This window comes from Streptomyces sp. NPDC046712, from assembly GCF_040645695.1.
In the GTDB taxonomy this organism is placed as follows: domain Bacteria; phylum Actinomycetota; class Actinomycetes; order Streptomycetales; family Streptomycetaceae; genus Streptomyces.
Genome location: NZ_JBEYYW010000029.1, coordinates 58,038 through 72,244 on the forward strand (window position 1 = coordinate 58,038; position 14,207 = coordinate 72,244).

Here is a 14,207-nt window from a genome sequence, read left to right on the forward strand (position 1 = left end):
CTCCGGGCGTTCCCACGACGGGGTGTCAGGGGGTGGGGGCCGGTTGCCGGGGCGCGGGGGACGGGGTGTGGGGGCGGGTGGTCCAGGAGAGGGTCGCGCACAGAAGCGCCGCGACAACCGCCACCGCGAAGGCCGCCGGCGCGCCATGACTCTCCGCGAGCCGACCCGAGAGCGCGAGCGCAAGCGCCTGCCCGCCGACGATGCCGCTGGTCAGAAACGCCATGGACTCGGCGAGCCGGGACGCCGGGACGATCCGCTCGGTGAGGCCGAAGACGGTGATCAGATGGGGCGCGTACGCGGCGCCGAGAACGACGACGACCGCGTACAGGGCGACGAGGGAGTCGACGAACACCAGCGGGACGGACAGGACGACGAGCGCGGCGGTCGCGGCCCGCCACCGCGTCGGCAGCCCGATCCGCGCCGGCACGCCCGCCATGGAGAGCCCGACGGCGGCGCTCATCACGCCCATCGCGGCGTAGACGAGCCCGGCCTGGGCGGGCGCGCCCAGCTTCTCGGTGAGCGCGGTGATCCCGGCCTGCGAGGCCCCGAACATGGCGCCCTGGAGCACCATCGTGATCCGCAGGGCGTACGCGGACCTCGGCAGCCGTCCCCGTTCGGCGGCGTCCGTTCGGGTGGTGCTGGCCGTCGCGCCGCCCTCGGCCACCCGGGTCGACGGGTGCAGTGCGAAGGCCGTGCCGCAGACGGCCAGGAGGACGGCGGCAAGCAGCAGGGCCGCGGCCGGGTGGGCGATCGCGGCGGCGAGGCCGACGAGGGCCGGACCGAGGACGAACGAGACCTCGTCGAGCGTCCCCTCGAAGGAGAGCACCGTCCCCACCACCCGGTCGTCCGCGCCGGAACGCCGCGCGAGGGCGACGGAGCGGGTCCGGGCGAGCGGCCCGATCTGCGGGACTGTCGCTCCGGCGAGCGCACCGAGGACCATCAGCCAGCCGGTCGCCGCGTGGGCGAGCGCCGCGAGGACGAGTGCGGTGACGGCCACCGCGTTGGCGAGGGACGCGGCGGCGACCACGCCGCGCTGTCCGCGCCGGTCGGCGAGCCGGCCGACGACCGGTCCCGCGACGGTCTGCCCCGCCGCGAGGGCACCTCCGGCGAGGCCCGCCGTCGTCAGGGATCCGCTCGTCTCGGCGACCAGAAGGAGGCTGCCGAGCTGGCACATGGCGGTGGGCAACCGCCCCAGGAAGGAGACGACCGGGAGTACCGGCCCGAGCAGTGACAGGGTGTCGCGATACATGCGGAGCATCGCCAGAACGTAACGCGATGCACACGAACGGACGCATGAGGCGATGACACAGAAGCCTCCGCGCCGGGTACGTACGTTCGCATGACGTCCTCGCTCACCGCACCGACGGTCCCCACCGCCACCTATCGGCTCCAACTCCAGCCGGAGTTCCCGTTCTCCGCCGCCGAGCGGGCGGTCCCGTATCTCGCCGGTCTCGGGGTGTCGCACCTCCACCTCTCCCCGGTCCTGGAGGCCGTGCCCGGCTCCGCGCACGGCTACGACGTGACCGACCACCGCACGATCCGGGCGGAGCTGGGCGGTGAAGCAGGGCTGCGGGCGCTCGCGGCGACCGCCCGGGCGCACGGTCTCGGCCTGGTCGTGGACCTGGTGCCCAACCACATGGCGGCGTCGCCCGTACACAACCACGCGCTGCGCGCCGTGCTCCGCGAGGGCCCGGACTCGCCGTACGCCCGCTGGTTCGACATCGACTGGGAGGCGGGCGACGGCCGGGTCCTGCTGCCCGTGCTGCCGGCCCGACTGCCGGAGGTACGGGAGCGGATGCGCGTCGCCGACGGCGTGCTGCACCTGGACGGGCAGACGTTCCCGCTCCGCGCGGGCACCGAGGGGCTTCCTCTGCCCGAGCTGCTCGACGCCCAGTGGTACCGGCTCGCCTGGTGGCGACTGGCCCGCACGGAACTCAACTACCGCCGGTTCTTCACCATTTCGGATTTGATCGGGGTGCGGGTCGAGGACCCCGAGGTGTTCGACGCGACCCACGGAAAGATCGTGGAACTGGTACGGGACGGGGTGATCGAGGGGCTGCGGATCGACCACCCGGACGGGCTCGCCGACCCGGAGGGCTATCTGGAGCGGCTGCACGGGGCCACGGGCGGACGGTGCTGGACGGTGGTGGAGAAGATCCTCACCGGTACGGAACCGCTGCCGCCGACCTGGCCCGTGGCGGGGACGACCGGCTACGACGCCCTGCGGTATGTGGACGGCGTCTTCGTGGACGCCGTCGGCGCCGACGAACTCCTCGACCTGTACCGGGAGTTCGCCGGGAGGGCCGGGGACCGGGGCGGCATCTGGGAGGCGACGGCCCGGCGCGCCGCGTACAAGGTCGTGACGCACGAGCTGGTCGCGGAGACGACCGCGCTGACCCGGATCGCCGGGCGGATCTGCGCCGCCGATCCGCAGCTCCGTGATCACGCGCCATGGGCGCTGCGCACGGCGATCCGTGAACTGCTGGTCCGTGTCCCCGTCTACCGCACCTACCGGACCGGCGGGGAGACGGTCCTCACCCCGGAGGCGGCCCGTGGGGCGAAGGCTGCCTTCGCCGTGCCGGAGGAGGCTGCGGCCGTCGACACCGTACGGGACCTGGCGCTGGGGCTGCTCGGCGACGGGCCCGAACACCGGGCGTTCCGGGCGAGGTTCGCGCAGACGTCGTCCGCACTTCGGGCCAAGTCCGTGGAGGACACCGCCTTCTACCGCTACACCCCGCTCCTGTCGGCGAACGAGGTGGGCGGCGAGCCCGGCCGTCCCGCCGTCGCGCCCGAGGAGTTCCACGCGTACTGCCTGCGGCTGGCGCGCGACTGGCCCGCCACCGGGACGGTGCTCTCCACGCACGACACCAAACGCAGCGCGGACGTCCGGGCGGGGATCGCGGTCCTCTCCCAATGCCCGGCGATCTGGGCCGCGTTGCTGGAGGAGGTGGCCGGGGTGCCGGCGCCCGATCCGCATCTGGCATGGACGGCGTGGCAGACCGCGTTCGGCTTCGGCACGCCGGATCCGGACCGGCTCGGTCCCGCGGTGCTGAAGTCCGTACGGGAGGCGGGGCTGCACACCAGCTGGACCGAGCCCGATCCGGTGTACGAGCGGGCCGTGACCGAATTCGTCGCGGCGGGGCCCGGCCGGATTCCGCTGCGGGCGGCGTCGGAGGCGGCGTTCGCCCTGGAGCCGCACATCCGGGCGCAGATGCTGGGCGCGGCGCTCGTCCAGTTGACGATGCCGGGGGTGCCGGAGCTCTACCAGGGGACGGAGCGGGAGTACCGGGCGCTGGTCGACCCGGACAACCGGCAGCCGTTCGCGATCGGGGCGGACGACGACAAGACGGCGGTGGTCCGGGCGGCGCTGGGGCTGCGGCGGCGATACCCGGAACTCTTCGGTGCGGGGACCTACCTTCCGCTGACCGCGTCCGGGGCCGCGGCGCCGCACTGTCTGGCGTTCGCCCGGGGTGAGGGCGCCTCGGCGGAGGTGGTCACGGCGGTCACCCGGCTGCCGCTGCGCCTCGTGGAAGCGGGCGGCTGGCAGGACACGGAACTGACGCTGCCGCCCGGTCCGTGGTTCGATCTACTCGACGGTGTACGGGAGTTCACGGGCGGCGCCGTGAAACTTGCCGAGCTCTTCGACGCGCGGCCGGTGGCGCTGCTCAGCCGCCGGGCCGTACGAGAGGACACCGAGCCCACGTCGACCGTGAGGACCTGAGGCGTGAGGCCGTGAGGGCACGGCCCGGGGGTGCTGCTCAGCCGCCGGGCCGTACGAGAAGGCTCCGTGGGGCGCGGGTGATCAGGCCGGTCCGCTCGGGCAGGAAGCCGTCGGCGAGCCGCAGCCGGGGCATGGCGTGGAGCAGCGCCCGCACGGCGTACTCGGCCTCGAGCGCCGCGAGGAGCACGGCGGGGCAGGCGCCGGTGCCGTAGGTCAGCTGGCCCGGGTCGTCGCGCAGGGGGTCGTAGCGGTCGGGTTCGCGGAACCGTTCCGGGTCGCGGCCCGCGGCCCCGATCAGCAGGGCGACGGGCTCCCCCGCCGGGATGGTGCCGCCGCTGACCCGCACCTCGGCGTCGGTGCGCCGGACGGCGATCTGGACGGGCGGGTCGCGGCGCAGCGACTCGGTCCAGGCGCGGGCGATCTGTCCGGCGGGGGCGTCGCGGAGGGCCGTCGCGTGCTCCGGGTCGGAGAGGACGTTGGCGAGGAAGGAGGCGAGGGCCTTCTCCCGTACCGCGATCTGGCCGGTGCACTGGCCGGCGAGCGAGGAGGCGGCGCGGCCGCGGACCAGGCGCATCATGTCCCGGTAGGGCACGCCGACGGCGGCGGCGACCGTGCCCGCGGGCAGCCAGTGGCAGAAGTCCGCGACCAGGTCGGCCTGGGGCCGGTCGGCGATGCGGCGGGCGAGGACGTAGGCGGTGCGGGCGGTGACGCTGCGGAGCTCGGCCTCGTCGACATCGACGTGCGTCTCCGCACAGGGCGGGTCGCCGGGCCGGTGGCCGTGGGTGAACCGGGCGTCGGTGAGGGCGGTGGCCACATCGGCGTACCGGCTGAGCACCCAGGCCCGCAGCAGCGGGTCGTAGGTGAGCGGGAACTCCTCGCGCAGGGCCCGGTGGACGGGGTACGGGTTCCGGGCGGCGCCGGGATCGAGGGGGCTGGGCGCGATCGTCCGGCTCGGCGACCGCTCGGCGGCGGAGGGCCCGTCCGCCCGGACCCGCGTGGCGGCGGCGGCGTTCACCCGTACGCGCGAGGGCGGCGCGGGTTCCATGGGCGGCACGGCCGCCCAGCCGTCCTGCCGTATCCCCGCGTTCGACTCGTCGCTCATCGCGCCCCCTGTCGGTCCACCGTGAGTGCGTCTCCCCACCCCACCACCGCGCCGGGAGCACCGCAGCCCGCATACCGCCGAACGGGTGAAGTCGGCCGGAATCACCCCTCAACGACAAAGGGGCGGGGCGGCTCGTGCCGTCCCGCCCCCTTGCGGTGGCTCAGGCCAGGACCCTCTCCCCGGCCGCCGCAGCGGACCGCCCCTCCGGCACCGACGACTCGGCCGGGCGGCGCGGCCACCAGGCCCGCTCGCCCAGGAGGGCCATCGCCGACGGGAGGATCACCGCGCGCAGCACGATCGCGTCGAAGAGGACGGCGACCGTCAGGCCCACCGCGATCTGCTTCATCTCGATACGGTCGATGAACAGGAAGCTGACGAAGACCGACACCATGATCACCGCGGCGCTCGTCACCACACTCGCCGAGCCGGCGATCCCGTCGACCACCGCCTGTCGCGTCGGCACCCCGCGCCCCACCGCCTCACGGATCCGGCTGACCACGAAGATCTGGTAGTCCGTGGACAGCCCCACGAGGATCGCGAGCACCAACAGCGGCGTACGGGAGCCGACGAAGCCCAGCGACTCGAAACCGAGCGGCCCCTCCGCCCAGGTCCCCTGGAAGACCAGCGTGAGCACGCCCCAGGCCACCACGACCGCCGCCAGGTTGAGCAGCGTGCCGAGTGCCGCCAGCACGACCGAACGGAACGCCGCGTACATGATCGCCAGGGTCGCGAGGGCCACGAAGGCGACCACCCAGGGAAGCCGCTGCCGCTGATGCGCCGCGTAATCGGCGCCGGCCGCGATCTCGCCGGAGACGGCCCACTGCAGCCCCGGCACTCCCTCGACGGCGGCGGGCAGCAGTTGCCCGCGGACCTTCTCCAGGGAGCGGCTCGCCTCGGGCGAGTTCGCGGCGTACGGGACGGGCAGGGCCAGCAGCGCCGTACGCCCGTCCTCGGCCGTCCGCACCACCGGCGCCCGGTCCTGGGCGAAGAGCGTGTCGCCGCGCGTGGCCTCGGTCAGTCCGCGGAGCGGCGCGGCCGGGTCGTCGCCCCGTACGAGGACGAGGTGCGCGGGGCCCTCGGAGGGGAAGGCCGCCACGAGCCGGTCGTACGCGGCGACGGCCGGGATGCTGTCCGGGAAGGTCTCCTTGCCCTCGGTGCCGAGCTTCATGCCGAGCGCGGGCGCGGCGAGCGCGACGGTGGCGACGAGACCGGCGATCAGGGCGACCAGCGGGCGGCGGACGACGGGCCGCAGCAGCCGGGCCCACATGCGTCCCTCGCCGCCCGCACGGCGCCGGCGGGCGCGCCTGCCACCGTCCATCCGGTGGCCCAGCTTCGCCAGCAGGGCGGGCAGCACGGTCAGCGAACCGCCGACCGCCACCAGCGTGACGAGGATCGCCCCGGTGGCGATCGACGAGAAGATCACGTCCCCGACGAGATACAGACCGGCGAGGGAGAGGGCGACGGCGAGACCCGAGTCGACGACGGCCCGTCCCGAGGTCGCGGCCGCCAGCTCGACGGCCCGCGCGTGGGAGATCGTGCCGCCGGAACGCTCCCGCTCCTCCCGGGCCCGCTTGAGGTAGAAGAGCGAGTAGTCGACGCCGACGGCCATGCCCATCATGAAGATCACGCTGAGCGCGGCGCCGCCCGCGTCCGGGAACACCCAGGAGGCGAGCCCGTACAGGCCGACCGCGCCGACGAAGGAGAACAGGGCGAGCAGGACGGGGACGCCGGCGGCGAAGACCGCGCCGAAGACGACGAAGAGGATCAGGAAGGTGACCGGGAGACTGATCATCTCGGTCCGCTGGAGCTCCTGGCCCTGCTTGTCGTTGACGGCGACGGAGATCGAGGCGCTGCCCGTCTGCTCGATCCGCAGACCCGGGTGGGCCTGCTGGACGGCGGCGGTCTGCGCGAGGAGTGCGTCGACGTCCTTCTTCGCGGTCTCCCGGTCCCCGCGCAGGGTGACGGCGATCCGCAGGGCGTCGCCCTCGCGGGAGGCGACCGGCTCGCCGACCGACTCGACAGCCGGCAGGCCGTCCATCCGCCGGCGGATCTCACCCGCGGCGGCCACGGGTTCCCCACCGGCCGCGGCCGCGGGTCCCTCGCCGGCCGCCCGGTCCCGGCGTTCGATCAGCACCTGCTCGACGGGCGGCGGCGTCAGCCCGCTGCCGGAGGCCATGGCCTCGGCCCGTCCGGCCTCACCGATCCAGAAGTCCTCGAACGAGCCCTTGTTCATGCCCGCGGCCGCCCCCGCGCCGACGCACAGAGCGAGCAGGAGCACCCAGCCCGAGATGGCCTTCCACGGGTGCGTGGCACACCACTGCGCCGTACGGACCGTGACGGGAGCTCTGCCCTGGGAGTGCTGACCTGTTGTTCTCATGGTGGCCAGCCTCCCGTCGGAGGCGGTACGCGGTCACTGGTGGACTCCGGTGTCCGACCGGGGGGTTACCCCCACCCGTAGGGGAAGTCCCTTACCTGGCACGGCCGTTCAGCGGCGGTCGACGAGCGGTGGCTGTTCACCGGCGGTCGACGAGTGCTGGCCGTTCAGCGCACCGAGAGCCGGAAGGACATCTGCCCGAACGCGACCATGTCGCCCGCCCGCACGGCCACGGCGCCCGTCACCCGGCGTCCGTTGACACTCGTGCCGTTGGTCGAACCGAGGTCGCGCAGGACCCACATGCCGCCCTGGAGGGAGAGTTCGGCGTGCAGCCGGGAGACCGTCTCGTGGCTCAGCCGCAGCCCGTTCGCCGGGTCGCGGCCGATCCGCAGCGGGTGCGGGCCCGGTTCGGGCAGCAGCAGCTTCGGCAACCGCTCGGCCTGCCAGGCGCGCCCGAGCTTGGCCGTGAACGCGGACATCTTCTCGACCGCGCCCACCACGCGCCGCGTCCAGCTGGACTCGGTCTGCAGATCGGCGGTGAGGAGGGCCAGTTCGTCGGGCCGGCGTGCGGTGAGCGCGCGCTCCATCCGGAACAGGAAGGTGTCGTGCGAGAGCCGGCCCTGCGCGGCACCCTCACGGAGCAGCACCAGCGCACGGTCCCGCTCGGCGTCGGTGAGCCGCGCGGAGTGCGTGGGGAACTCGAAAGGCGTCGTCACACCGTGATTGTCGGGCCGAGGGGCCCGAAGTGTCCAGAACGGAGCCCGCGGCGCGGTACGGAGGGGGTGTCAGGAGCCGCGTGGGGCCACCAGGCCGGATTCGTACGCGAGGACCACGAGCTGAGCGCGGTCACGGGCGTGGAGCTTGGCCATGGCCCGGTTGATGTGGGTCTTCGCGGTCATCGGGCTGATCACCATGCGGCCCGCGATCTCGTCGTTGGACAGGCCGTGCGCGACCAGCACGACGGCCTCGCGCTCGCGACCGGTCAGCTCCTCCAGCCCCCTGCCCGTGCCGTTGCCGGTGCCGGGCGGCTGGGTGACGTACCGGTTGATCAGCTTGCGGGTGATCGAGGGGGCGAGCAGGGCGTCGCCGCGCGCGGCGACACGTACGGCGTGCAGGAAGTCCTCCGGCACGATGTCCTTGACGAGGAATCCGGCGGCGCCGGCGCGCAGCGCGTCGAAGACGTACTCGTCCAGGCCGTAGTTGGTCAGGATGACGACGTGCATCCCCGCCAGGGCCGGGTCGGCGGCGATACGCCGGGTCGCCTCGATGCCGTCCATGACCGGCATCTGGACATCGATGAGCGCGATGTCGGGCAGATGCCTCCGGGCGAGCTCCAGGCCCTCCTTCCCGTCACCGGCCTCGGCCACGACCTCGATGTCGTCCTCGAGGTCGAGCAGCGCGCGGAATCCGCTGCGGATGAGCGGCTGGTCGTCGACCAGCAGGACACGGATCACGACGTCCGCTCCACGGGGAGTTCGGCCCGGACCGTGAAGCCGCGCTCGCTGCGCGGCTCCGCCCGCAGGCGACCGCCGAGGGCGGTGACGCGTTCGCGCATCCCGAGCAGGCCGACGCCGGGCGTCGGCGCGGAGTCCGGTCTGGCCCTGCCGTCGTCGTCGACCTGCACGGCGAGGACGTCCGGCCGGTAGTCGATGCTGACCGTGGCGGTCGTGGCGGCGGCGTGCCGGGCGACGTTGGTCAGCGACTCCTGAACGATCCGGTAGGCGGTCCGGTCCACCGCGGCCGGCACGTCGGTGCGTTGCCCCGCGATCGTCAGCGTCGCCTCCAGGCCGGTCGTACGGGCTCGTTCCACCAGCTCCGGGATGTGGTCGAGCCCGTGCGGCGGGGTGGTGTCGTCGTCGCGCAGCGCCTCCAGCGTCGCGCGCAGTTCCCTGGTCGCCTCACGCGCGGCCTCCTGGATCGCCAGCAGGGCCTCCGGGACCTCTTCGCCGCGTTTGCGGGCCACATGGACGGCGGCTTCGGACTGCACCTTGACGACCGAGATCTGATGGGTCAGCGAATCGTGCAGCTCGCGGGCGATGTGCAGCCGCTCCTCGTCGGCGCGGCGCCGCGCGGTCTCCTCCCGGGTGCGTTCGGCTTCGTCCGCCCGCCGTTCGGCCTGCCGCAGCGCCTCCCCCGCCGCGCCGGCGGCGATCAGCCAGGCCAGCTCAAGGGCGCCGCGGGCCCGCGCGAACGCCTCGCCCGTGTCGTGCAGGCCCGAGACCAGGGCCGCGAGGGGGAGCGCGGCCAGGACGGCCACGCTCGCCACCACCGTGAAGGTGCGGTGCCCCGCCCGTACGGCGGCGTACACCGCGAACAGGTACGCGATGGCCGGGACGTCGAAACCGGCCGCCTGGTAACCCACCGCGCACAGCCCGGTGACGACCAGGACGGGAACCGGAGCGCGGCGGCGCGCGGCCAGCGCCAGGCCGCCGGCCGTCAGCAACGCGATGCCGAGCAGGTCGAGGTGCGTGGTGGAGTGCTGCCCCGACACCCCCGTGACCAGCAGCGCCGCCGTCACGCCGACGGCGATCGCCCAGTCCACGGCGGGGGGCGGGACACCGGGTCGTCCTGTGCTCATGCGCGCACCCTAGCCGGACGTCCGCGCGGGCGACTCCTGCCCGGGGACGACCGGTCGACTACCGCGCACGCGGTACTTTCGCGGCTCCTGCGGCGGCCGCGGTAGCCGGCTGCGTCGGCGGTGGCAGCGCGAAGTGACTGCGGCCGCGGGACGACCTGCGGGGAGTCCGGCGGACATGCTCGGGGGACGTCCACTCGGACGTCTCGTCCTCTTGGCAGAAGGAGCACCCGTGTCCGTTGCATTCCTGCTTGCGGCACCGGCGACCGCGGCCGACGTCACCACCATGAGCGCCGGCCGACTCGGAGCCACCACGGCCGCGCTGGTGGCTCTGGCCGGTGTGGTCGTCGGTGGGCTGGCGTTCGCCCGCTCCACCGGTCGTATCGGCAAAGGCCCCGGGCGCGGCGGCGCCGTCATGGCCGTGGTGACGGGGCTGTTCGGCATGGCGCTCGGCGCGCTGGTCGTGGCCACGGCCGAGGGTGGTCTCGGCACCGGCAACGGGCTGGGCGGCGGGGTCGTGGCCCTGGTGGTGGGGCTGGCCGGTGTGGCCGTCGGCGGGCTGGGGCTGGCCCGTACCCGCCGTACAGTCTGACGGGCCGGCGGGCCGCTACCACCACACCATCGCGTACGTCGGCGTGCTCCCCGCACACCGCGGTCAGGGCCACATCGACGACATCCTGGCGGCGGGCACCCGCGTGCCGGCCGGGCAGGACGTGCCGCGGATCCGCGCGGCGACCGACCTCGCCAACGTCCCGATGGCGAACGCTTTCGCCCGCGCGGGTTACGTCAACTTCGAGCGGGCGATCAACTTCATCTGTGACGCGCCGGGCGCGGCCGGGTCCTGACTGCCAGGATGGACGCCGTAGTCGTTGTCGTTGTGTGTGGTCCATCGACGAGGGGATCGGCCGGTGCTGTTCGAGGTGTGGGCCCCGCAGGCCCGTGACCGGGTGACGCTGGAGCTGAACGGCACCGGGCACCCTCTTGAGCGGGACGCCGAGCGGGCCGGCTGGTGGACCGGGGTCGCGGTGGCCCGGGACGGCGATCGCTACGGCTTCTCGTTGGACGGCGGGCCCGTGCTGCCCGATCCCCGGTCCCGCCGCCAGCCGGACGGGCCGGACGGGCTCAGCGCGGTCGTCGACCACTCCGCGTACGTCTGGTTCAACGAGGCACCGCGGCTGCGGCTGCGCGCCGCGGTCCTGTACGAGCTGCACATCGGGACCTTCACCCCCGACGGCACCCTGGACGCGGCCGCCGAGCGGCTCGGGGAGCTGGCCGGGCTCGGCATCACCCATGTGGAGCTGATGCCGCTGTGTCCTTTCCCGGGGACGCGCGGCTGGGGGTACGACGGCGTCGCGCCGTGGGCGGTCCACGAGCCGTACGGCGGGCCGACGGCGCTGAAGCGGTTCGTCGACACGGCGCACGGGCTCGGGATGGGCGTGGTCCTGGACGTGGTCCACAACCATCTCGGCCCGGACGGGAACCATCTGCCGTCCTTCGGCCCGTACTTCACGGACACGCACCACACGCCGTGGGGCGCCGCGGTGAACCTGGACGCGCCGGGCTCGGACGAGGTCCGCGCGTATCTGATCGGCAGCGCCCTGGCCTGGCTGCGGGACTACCGGATCGACGGGCTCCGGCTCGACGCGGTGCACGCCCTCGCGGACACCCGGGCCCTGACGTTCCTGGAGGAGCTGTCGGAGGCGGTGGACGAGCTGGCCAGGGAGCAGGGCCGGCAGCATTTCCTGATCGCCGAGTCGGACCTCGCCGATCCGCGCACGACGACACCGCGTGTCTCGGGCGGCCTCGGCCTCCACGCCCAGTGGAACGACGACTTCCACCACGCCCTGCACACGGTGCTGACCGGCGAGTCCCAGGGCTACTACGCCGACTTCGCGCGCGCCCCGCTGGCCGGGCTCGCCAAGACGCTGACGCATGTCTTCTTCCACGACGGTACGTTCTCGAGCTTCCGGGGGCGGCACCACGGCCGTCCGGTGGACCGGGTCCGCACCCCCGCGCACCGCTTCCTCGGCTATGCCCAGACACACGACCAGATCGGCAACCGGGCGCTGGGCGACCGGCTCTCCGCGACCCTCTCCCCCGGGCTGCTCGCCTGCGCGGCGACGCTCGTCCTGACCGGGCCCTCGGTCCCGATGCTGTTCATGGGCGAGGAGTGGGGGGCGGCCACGCCCTGGATGTACTTCACCGATCACACGGACCCGGAGCTGGCGGAGGCGGTACGGCGGGGCAGGCGGCGGGAGTTCGCGGCGCACGGCTGGGCGGAGGAGGACATCCCCGACCCGCAGGAGCCGGCCACCCGGGACCGTTCCGTCCTGGACCGTACGGAGCGCGAACGGGCCCCGCACAACCGTCTCCTCGCCTGGCACCGCGAGCTGATCGCGCTGCGCCGCACCCTGCCGGACCTCACCGACCCGGATCTGGCAGCGGTCCGGGTCGCGTTCGACGAGGAGGCCCGCTGGCTGGCGTTCCGCCGCGGGGTGCTGCGGGTCGCGGTCAATCTGGCCAAGGAACCGGCGGAGATCCCGCTCGGCACGAACGGCCGCGACCGGGTCCTCGCCGCCTGGGAGCCGGTCGAGCCGCCGGGAGCGGACGGCCTGCTGCGGCTGCCGGCGGAGTGCGCGGTGATCCTGACGGACGGATGACCCGGGCGGAGCCCTGTGGGCCAATTGGATCATGGTCCTGCCTGTCTGTGGCGCGAGGCGCCCGTCCCGTGGTGGGCTGTGGCCGGTGGGGGGGCGCCCGGTACGTCGACCTCCGCTCGGGGACTCGCACATGACCACGCGTGGCCCTCGATGGCGGACGGCGGCGAGGCCTCGCCCCGCGCCTCCGTGTGGTCCACCGAGTTCCGCAGGTCCTTCAAGGACCTCGCCCACCAGGGCGACGCCACGTTCGACGCGCTGGTGGCGGCCGACGACGAACGCTCCCAGGCCCGCCACACCAGGCTCGGGGAGGCGTCCCCCGCGATCCCCACCGTCGTCTACTGGTTCATGGTGGTGTCGCTCGCCGCCACGGTCGGCGCCTTCGCCTTCGGCCTCCCCCGCCGCCGCGGCCCGGCGCACCTCCTCCTGCTGTGCACCCTCGCGATCCTGTTCACCGGCTCCCTGCTGCTGATCCAGGACATCGACAGACCGTTCACCGGCCAGATCCGCATCACGGGCGACGCGATGCGGGAGACGGCCCAGGACATCTCCGAGGACTTCGCCACGGACCACCCCAGGGCCGCCCTCCCCTGCGACGACGGCGGCACACGCACCCTCTGACTACTCCACGATCGCCATCTCGTGCGGGGTGTTGTTGAAGCGGCGGCCCGAGCCGTCCTCGGTCGCCGTCACGATGTCCTCGATGCGGACGCCGAAGCGGCCCGGGAGGTAGACGCCCGGCTCGATGGAGAAGCACATGCCCGGGACGATCGGGCGCTCCTCGCCCTCGATCATGTACGGGGGTTCGTGGGTGGTGACGCCGATGCCGTGGCCGGTGCGGTGGATGAAGTACTCGCCGTAGCCCGCGTCCGTGATCACCTTGCGGGCGGCCCGGTCCACCTCCTGGCAGGCCACGCCCGGGCGCACGGCCTCGAAGCCGGCCTGCTGGGCCTCGCGGACGACGTCGTGGACACGCTGTTCCTCGGCCGTCGGCTCGCCGACATGGACGGTACGGGTGGTGTCGGAGCCGTATCCGTGCTTGAGGCCGCCGAAGTCGAGGACGACCATGTCGCCGCGCTCGATGACCCGGTCCCCCGCCTCGTGGTGCGGGTTGGCTCCGTTGGGTCCGGAGCCGACGACGGTGAAGTCGACCTGGGAGTGGCCGAAGCGCAGCAGCGCGGCGGCGAGGTCGGCCGCGACCTCGGTCTCCCTGCGGCCCTCGAAGCGGACCGTGAGGATCTCCCGGTAGGCCTCGTCGGCGGCCACGCCCGCGGCCGCGATCCGCTCCAGCTCGTGCGCGTCCTTGACGGCCCGCAGCATCGGCAGCGCCTCGGTGAGCGAGACGTACGAGGTGGAGGGCAGCTCCTTCTGCAGCCCGAGCAGGTGCATCGCCCAGGCGTTGTCGCTCACCCCGAAGCGCCCGGCGGCGTCGAGGAGCGGCTCGGTGACCGCATACGGGTCCTGGCCGTCGGTCCAGTCCCGCAGGGTGAGCGCGTCGGCCCCCGGGGCCTTCTCGGCGTCCGGGGCCTCGAGCGTGGGCACGACGAGGACCGGCTTCCGGCCCGGGGCGATGACGAGGACGGTGAGCCGTTCGGTGATCGCGGTCGGCTGGTAGCCGGTCAGATAGACGAGGTCGGGGCCCGGGGCGACGAGGACACCGGCGAGTCCGGCGTCCGCCGCGGACTCGGCGGCGCGGGCCATCCGGGCCCGGTAGTCGTCGGCGGTGAACGGAGCGGGTGCGGTCGGTCTCGACATGGGGTCATCCTGCCTGCCACGGG

At 73.9% G+C, this 14,207-nt stretch carries 11 protein-coding genes and 1 pseudogene; 5 read left to right on the forward strand and 7 right to left on the reverse strand.

Annotated features, from left to right (window positions below; genetic code table 11):
* Nucleotides 1-25: 25 nt before the first annotated feature.
* On the reverse strand, nt 26-1,249 hold the full coding sequence (locus ABZ939_RS30100; protein ID WP_361862128.1) for an MFS transporter: 1,224 nt from the start codon (nt 1,247-1,249) through the stop codon (nt 26-28).
* 90 nt (nt 1,250-1,339) lie between these two features.
* Here ABZ939_RS30100 and treY point away from each other — a divergent pair, with 90 nt between their 5' ends.
* Nucleotides 1,340-3,721 (forward strand): malto-oligosyltrehalose synthase, encoded by a 2,382-nt coding sequence (gene treY / locus ABZ939_RS30105; protein WP_361861976.1) that lies wholly within the window; start codon nt 1,340-1,342, stop codon nt 3,719-3,721.
* 37 nt (nt 3,722-3,758) lie between these two features.
* On the opposite strand, the gene ABZ939_RS30110 is transcribed toward treY, so the two are convergent.
* The 5 genes from ABZ939_RS30110 to ABZ939_RS30130 all read right to left on the reverse strand — a co-directional run bounded on the left by ABZ939_RS30110 (nt 3,759) and on the right by ABZ939_RS30130 (nt 9,775).
* Nucleotides 3,759-4,823, reverse strand: a complete 1,065-nt coding sequence (locus ABZ939_RS30110; protein ID WP_361861979.1) for a cytochrome P450 — start codon at nt 4,821-4,823, stop codon at nt 3,759-3,761.
* A 160-nt stretch (nt 4,824-4,983) separates the two neighbouring features.
* Nucleotides 4,984-7,200: an MMPL family transporter gene (locus ABZ939_RS30115; protein ID WP_361861982.1), complete on the reverse strand. Its 2,217-nt coding sequence runs from the start codon at nt 7,198-7,200 to the stop codon at nt 4,984-4,986.
* Between the two features lie 164 nt (nt 7,201-7,364).
* Nucleotides 7,365-7,913, reverse strand: coding sequence for a DUF1707 and FHA domain-containing protein (locus ABZ939_RS30120; RefSeq protein ID WP_361861985.1), 549 nt, complete (start codon nt 7,911-7,913; stop codon nt 7,365-7,367).
* A 69-nt stretch (nt 7,914-7,982) separates the two neighbouring features.
* Nucleotides 7,983-8,651: a response regulator transcription factor gene (locus ABZ939_RS30125; protein ID WP_361861988.1), complete on the reverse strand. Its 669-nt coding sequence runs from the start codon at nt 8,649-8,651 to the stop codon at nt 7,983-7,985.
* Nucleotides 8,648-9,775, reverse strand: coding sequence for a histidine kinase (locus tag ABZ939_RS30130; protein ID WP_361861991.1), 1,128 nt, complete (start codon nt 9,773-9,775; stop codon nt 8,648-8,650). The genes ABZ939_RS30125 and ABZ939_RS30130 overlap by 4 nt, the downstream gene beginning before the upstream one ends.
* 229 nt (nt 9,776-10,004) lie before the next feature.
* On the opposite strand from ABZ939_RS30130, the gene ABZ939_RS30135 reads away from it, so the two are divergent.
* The 4 genes and pseudogenes from ABZ939_RS30135 to ABZ939_RS30150 all read left to right on the forward strand — a co-directional run bounded on the left by ABZ939_RS30135 (nt 10,005) and on the right by ABZ939_RS30150 (nt 13,050).
* Nucleotides 10,005-10,364: a DUF6223 family protein gene (locus ABZ939_RS30135; RefSeq protein WP_361861994.1), complete on the forward strand. Its 360-nt coding sequence runs from the start codon at nt 10,005-10,007 to the stop codon at nt 10,362-10,364.
* A 16-nt stretch (nt 10,365-10,380) separates the two neighbouring features.
* A pseudogene (locus tag ABZ939_RS30140) lies at nt 10,381-10,617 on the forward strand (GNAT family N-acetyltransferase); the annotation flags it as partial.
* Nucleotides 10,618-10,680: 63 nt separating this feature from the next.
* Entirely contained in the window at nt 10,681-12,432 is a 1,752-nt protein-coding gene (treZ, locus tag ABZ939_RS30145; protein ID WP_361861997.1) for a malto-oligosyltrehalose trehalohydrolase, read from the forward strand.
* A 150-nt stretch (nt 12,433-12,582) separates the two neighbouring features.
* The gene (locus ABZ939_RS30150) at nt 12,583-13,050 is read left to right on the forward strand and encodes a hypothetical protein (RefSeq protein ID WP_361862000.1); all 468 of its coding nucleotides are present in this window, start codon (nt 12,583-12,585) and stop codon (nt 13,048-13,050) included.
* On the opposite strand, the gene ABZ939_RS30155 is transcribed toward ABZ939_RS30150, so the two are convergent.
* The gene (locus ABZ939_RS30155) at nt 13,051-14,184 is read right to left on the reverse strand and encodes an aminopeptidase P family protein (RefSeq protein ID WP_361862002.1); all 1,134 of its coding nucleotides are present in this window, start codon (nt 14,182-14,184) and stop codon (nt 13,051-13,053) included.
* Nucleotides 14,185-14,207: the final 23 nt, after the last annotated feature.

Coding starts and splice junctions, on each gene's coding strand:
- treY (WP_361861976.1), top strand. CDS start 1,340: ATGACGTCCTCGCTCACCGCACCGACGGTCCCCACCGCCACCTATCGG.
- ABZ939_RS30150 (WP_361862000.1), top strand. CDS start 12,583: ATGGCGGACGGCGGCGAGGCCTCGCCCCGCGCCTCCGTGTGGTCCACC.
- ABZ939_RS30100 (WP_361862128.1), bottom strand. CDS start 1,249: ATGTATCGCGACACCCTGTCACTGCTCGGGCCGGTACTCCCGGTCGTC.
- ABZ939_RS30130 (WP_361861991.1), bottom strand. CDS start 9,775: ATGAGCACAGGACGACCCGGTGTCCCGCCCCCCGCCGTGGACTGGGCG.
- ABZ939_RS30115 (WP_361861982.1), bottom strand. CDS start 7,200: ATGAGAACAACAGGTCAGCACTCCCAGGGCAGAGCTCCCGTCACGGTC.
- ABZ939_RS30155 (WP_361862002.1), bottom strand. CDS start 14,184: ATGTCGAGACCGACCGCACCCGCTCCGTTCACCGCCGACGACTACCGG.
- ABZ939_RS30110 (WP_361861979.1), bottom strand. CDS start 4,823: ATGAGCGACGAGTCGAACGCGGGGATACGGCAGGACGGCTGGGCGGCC.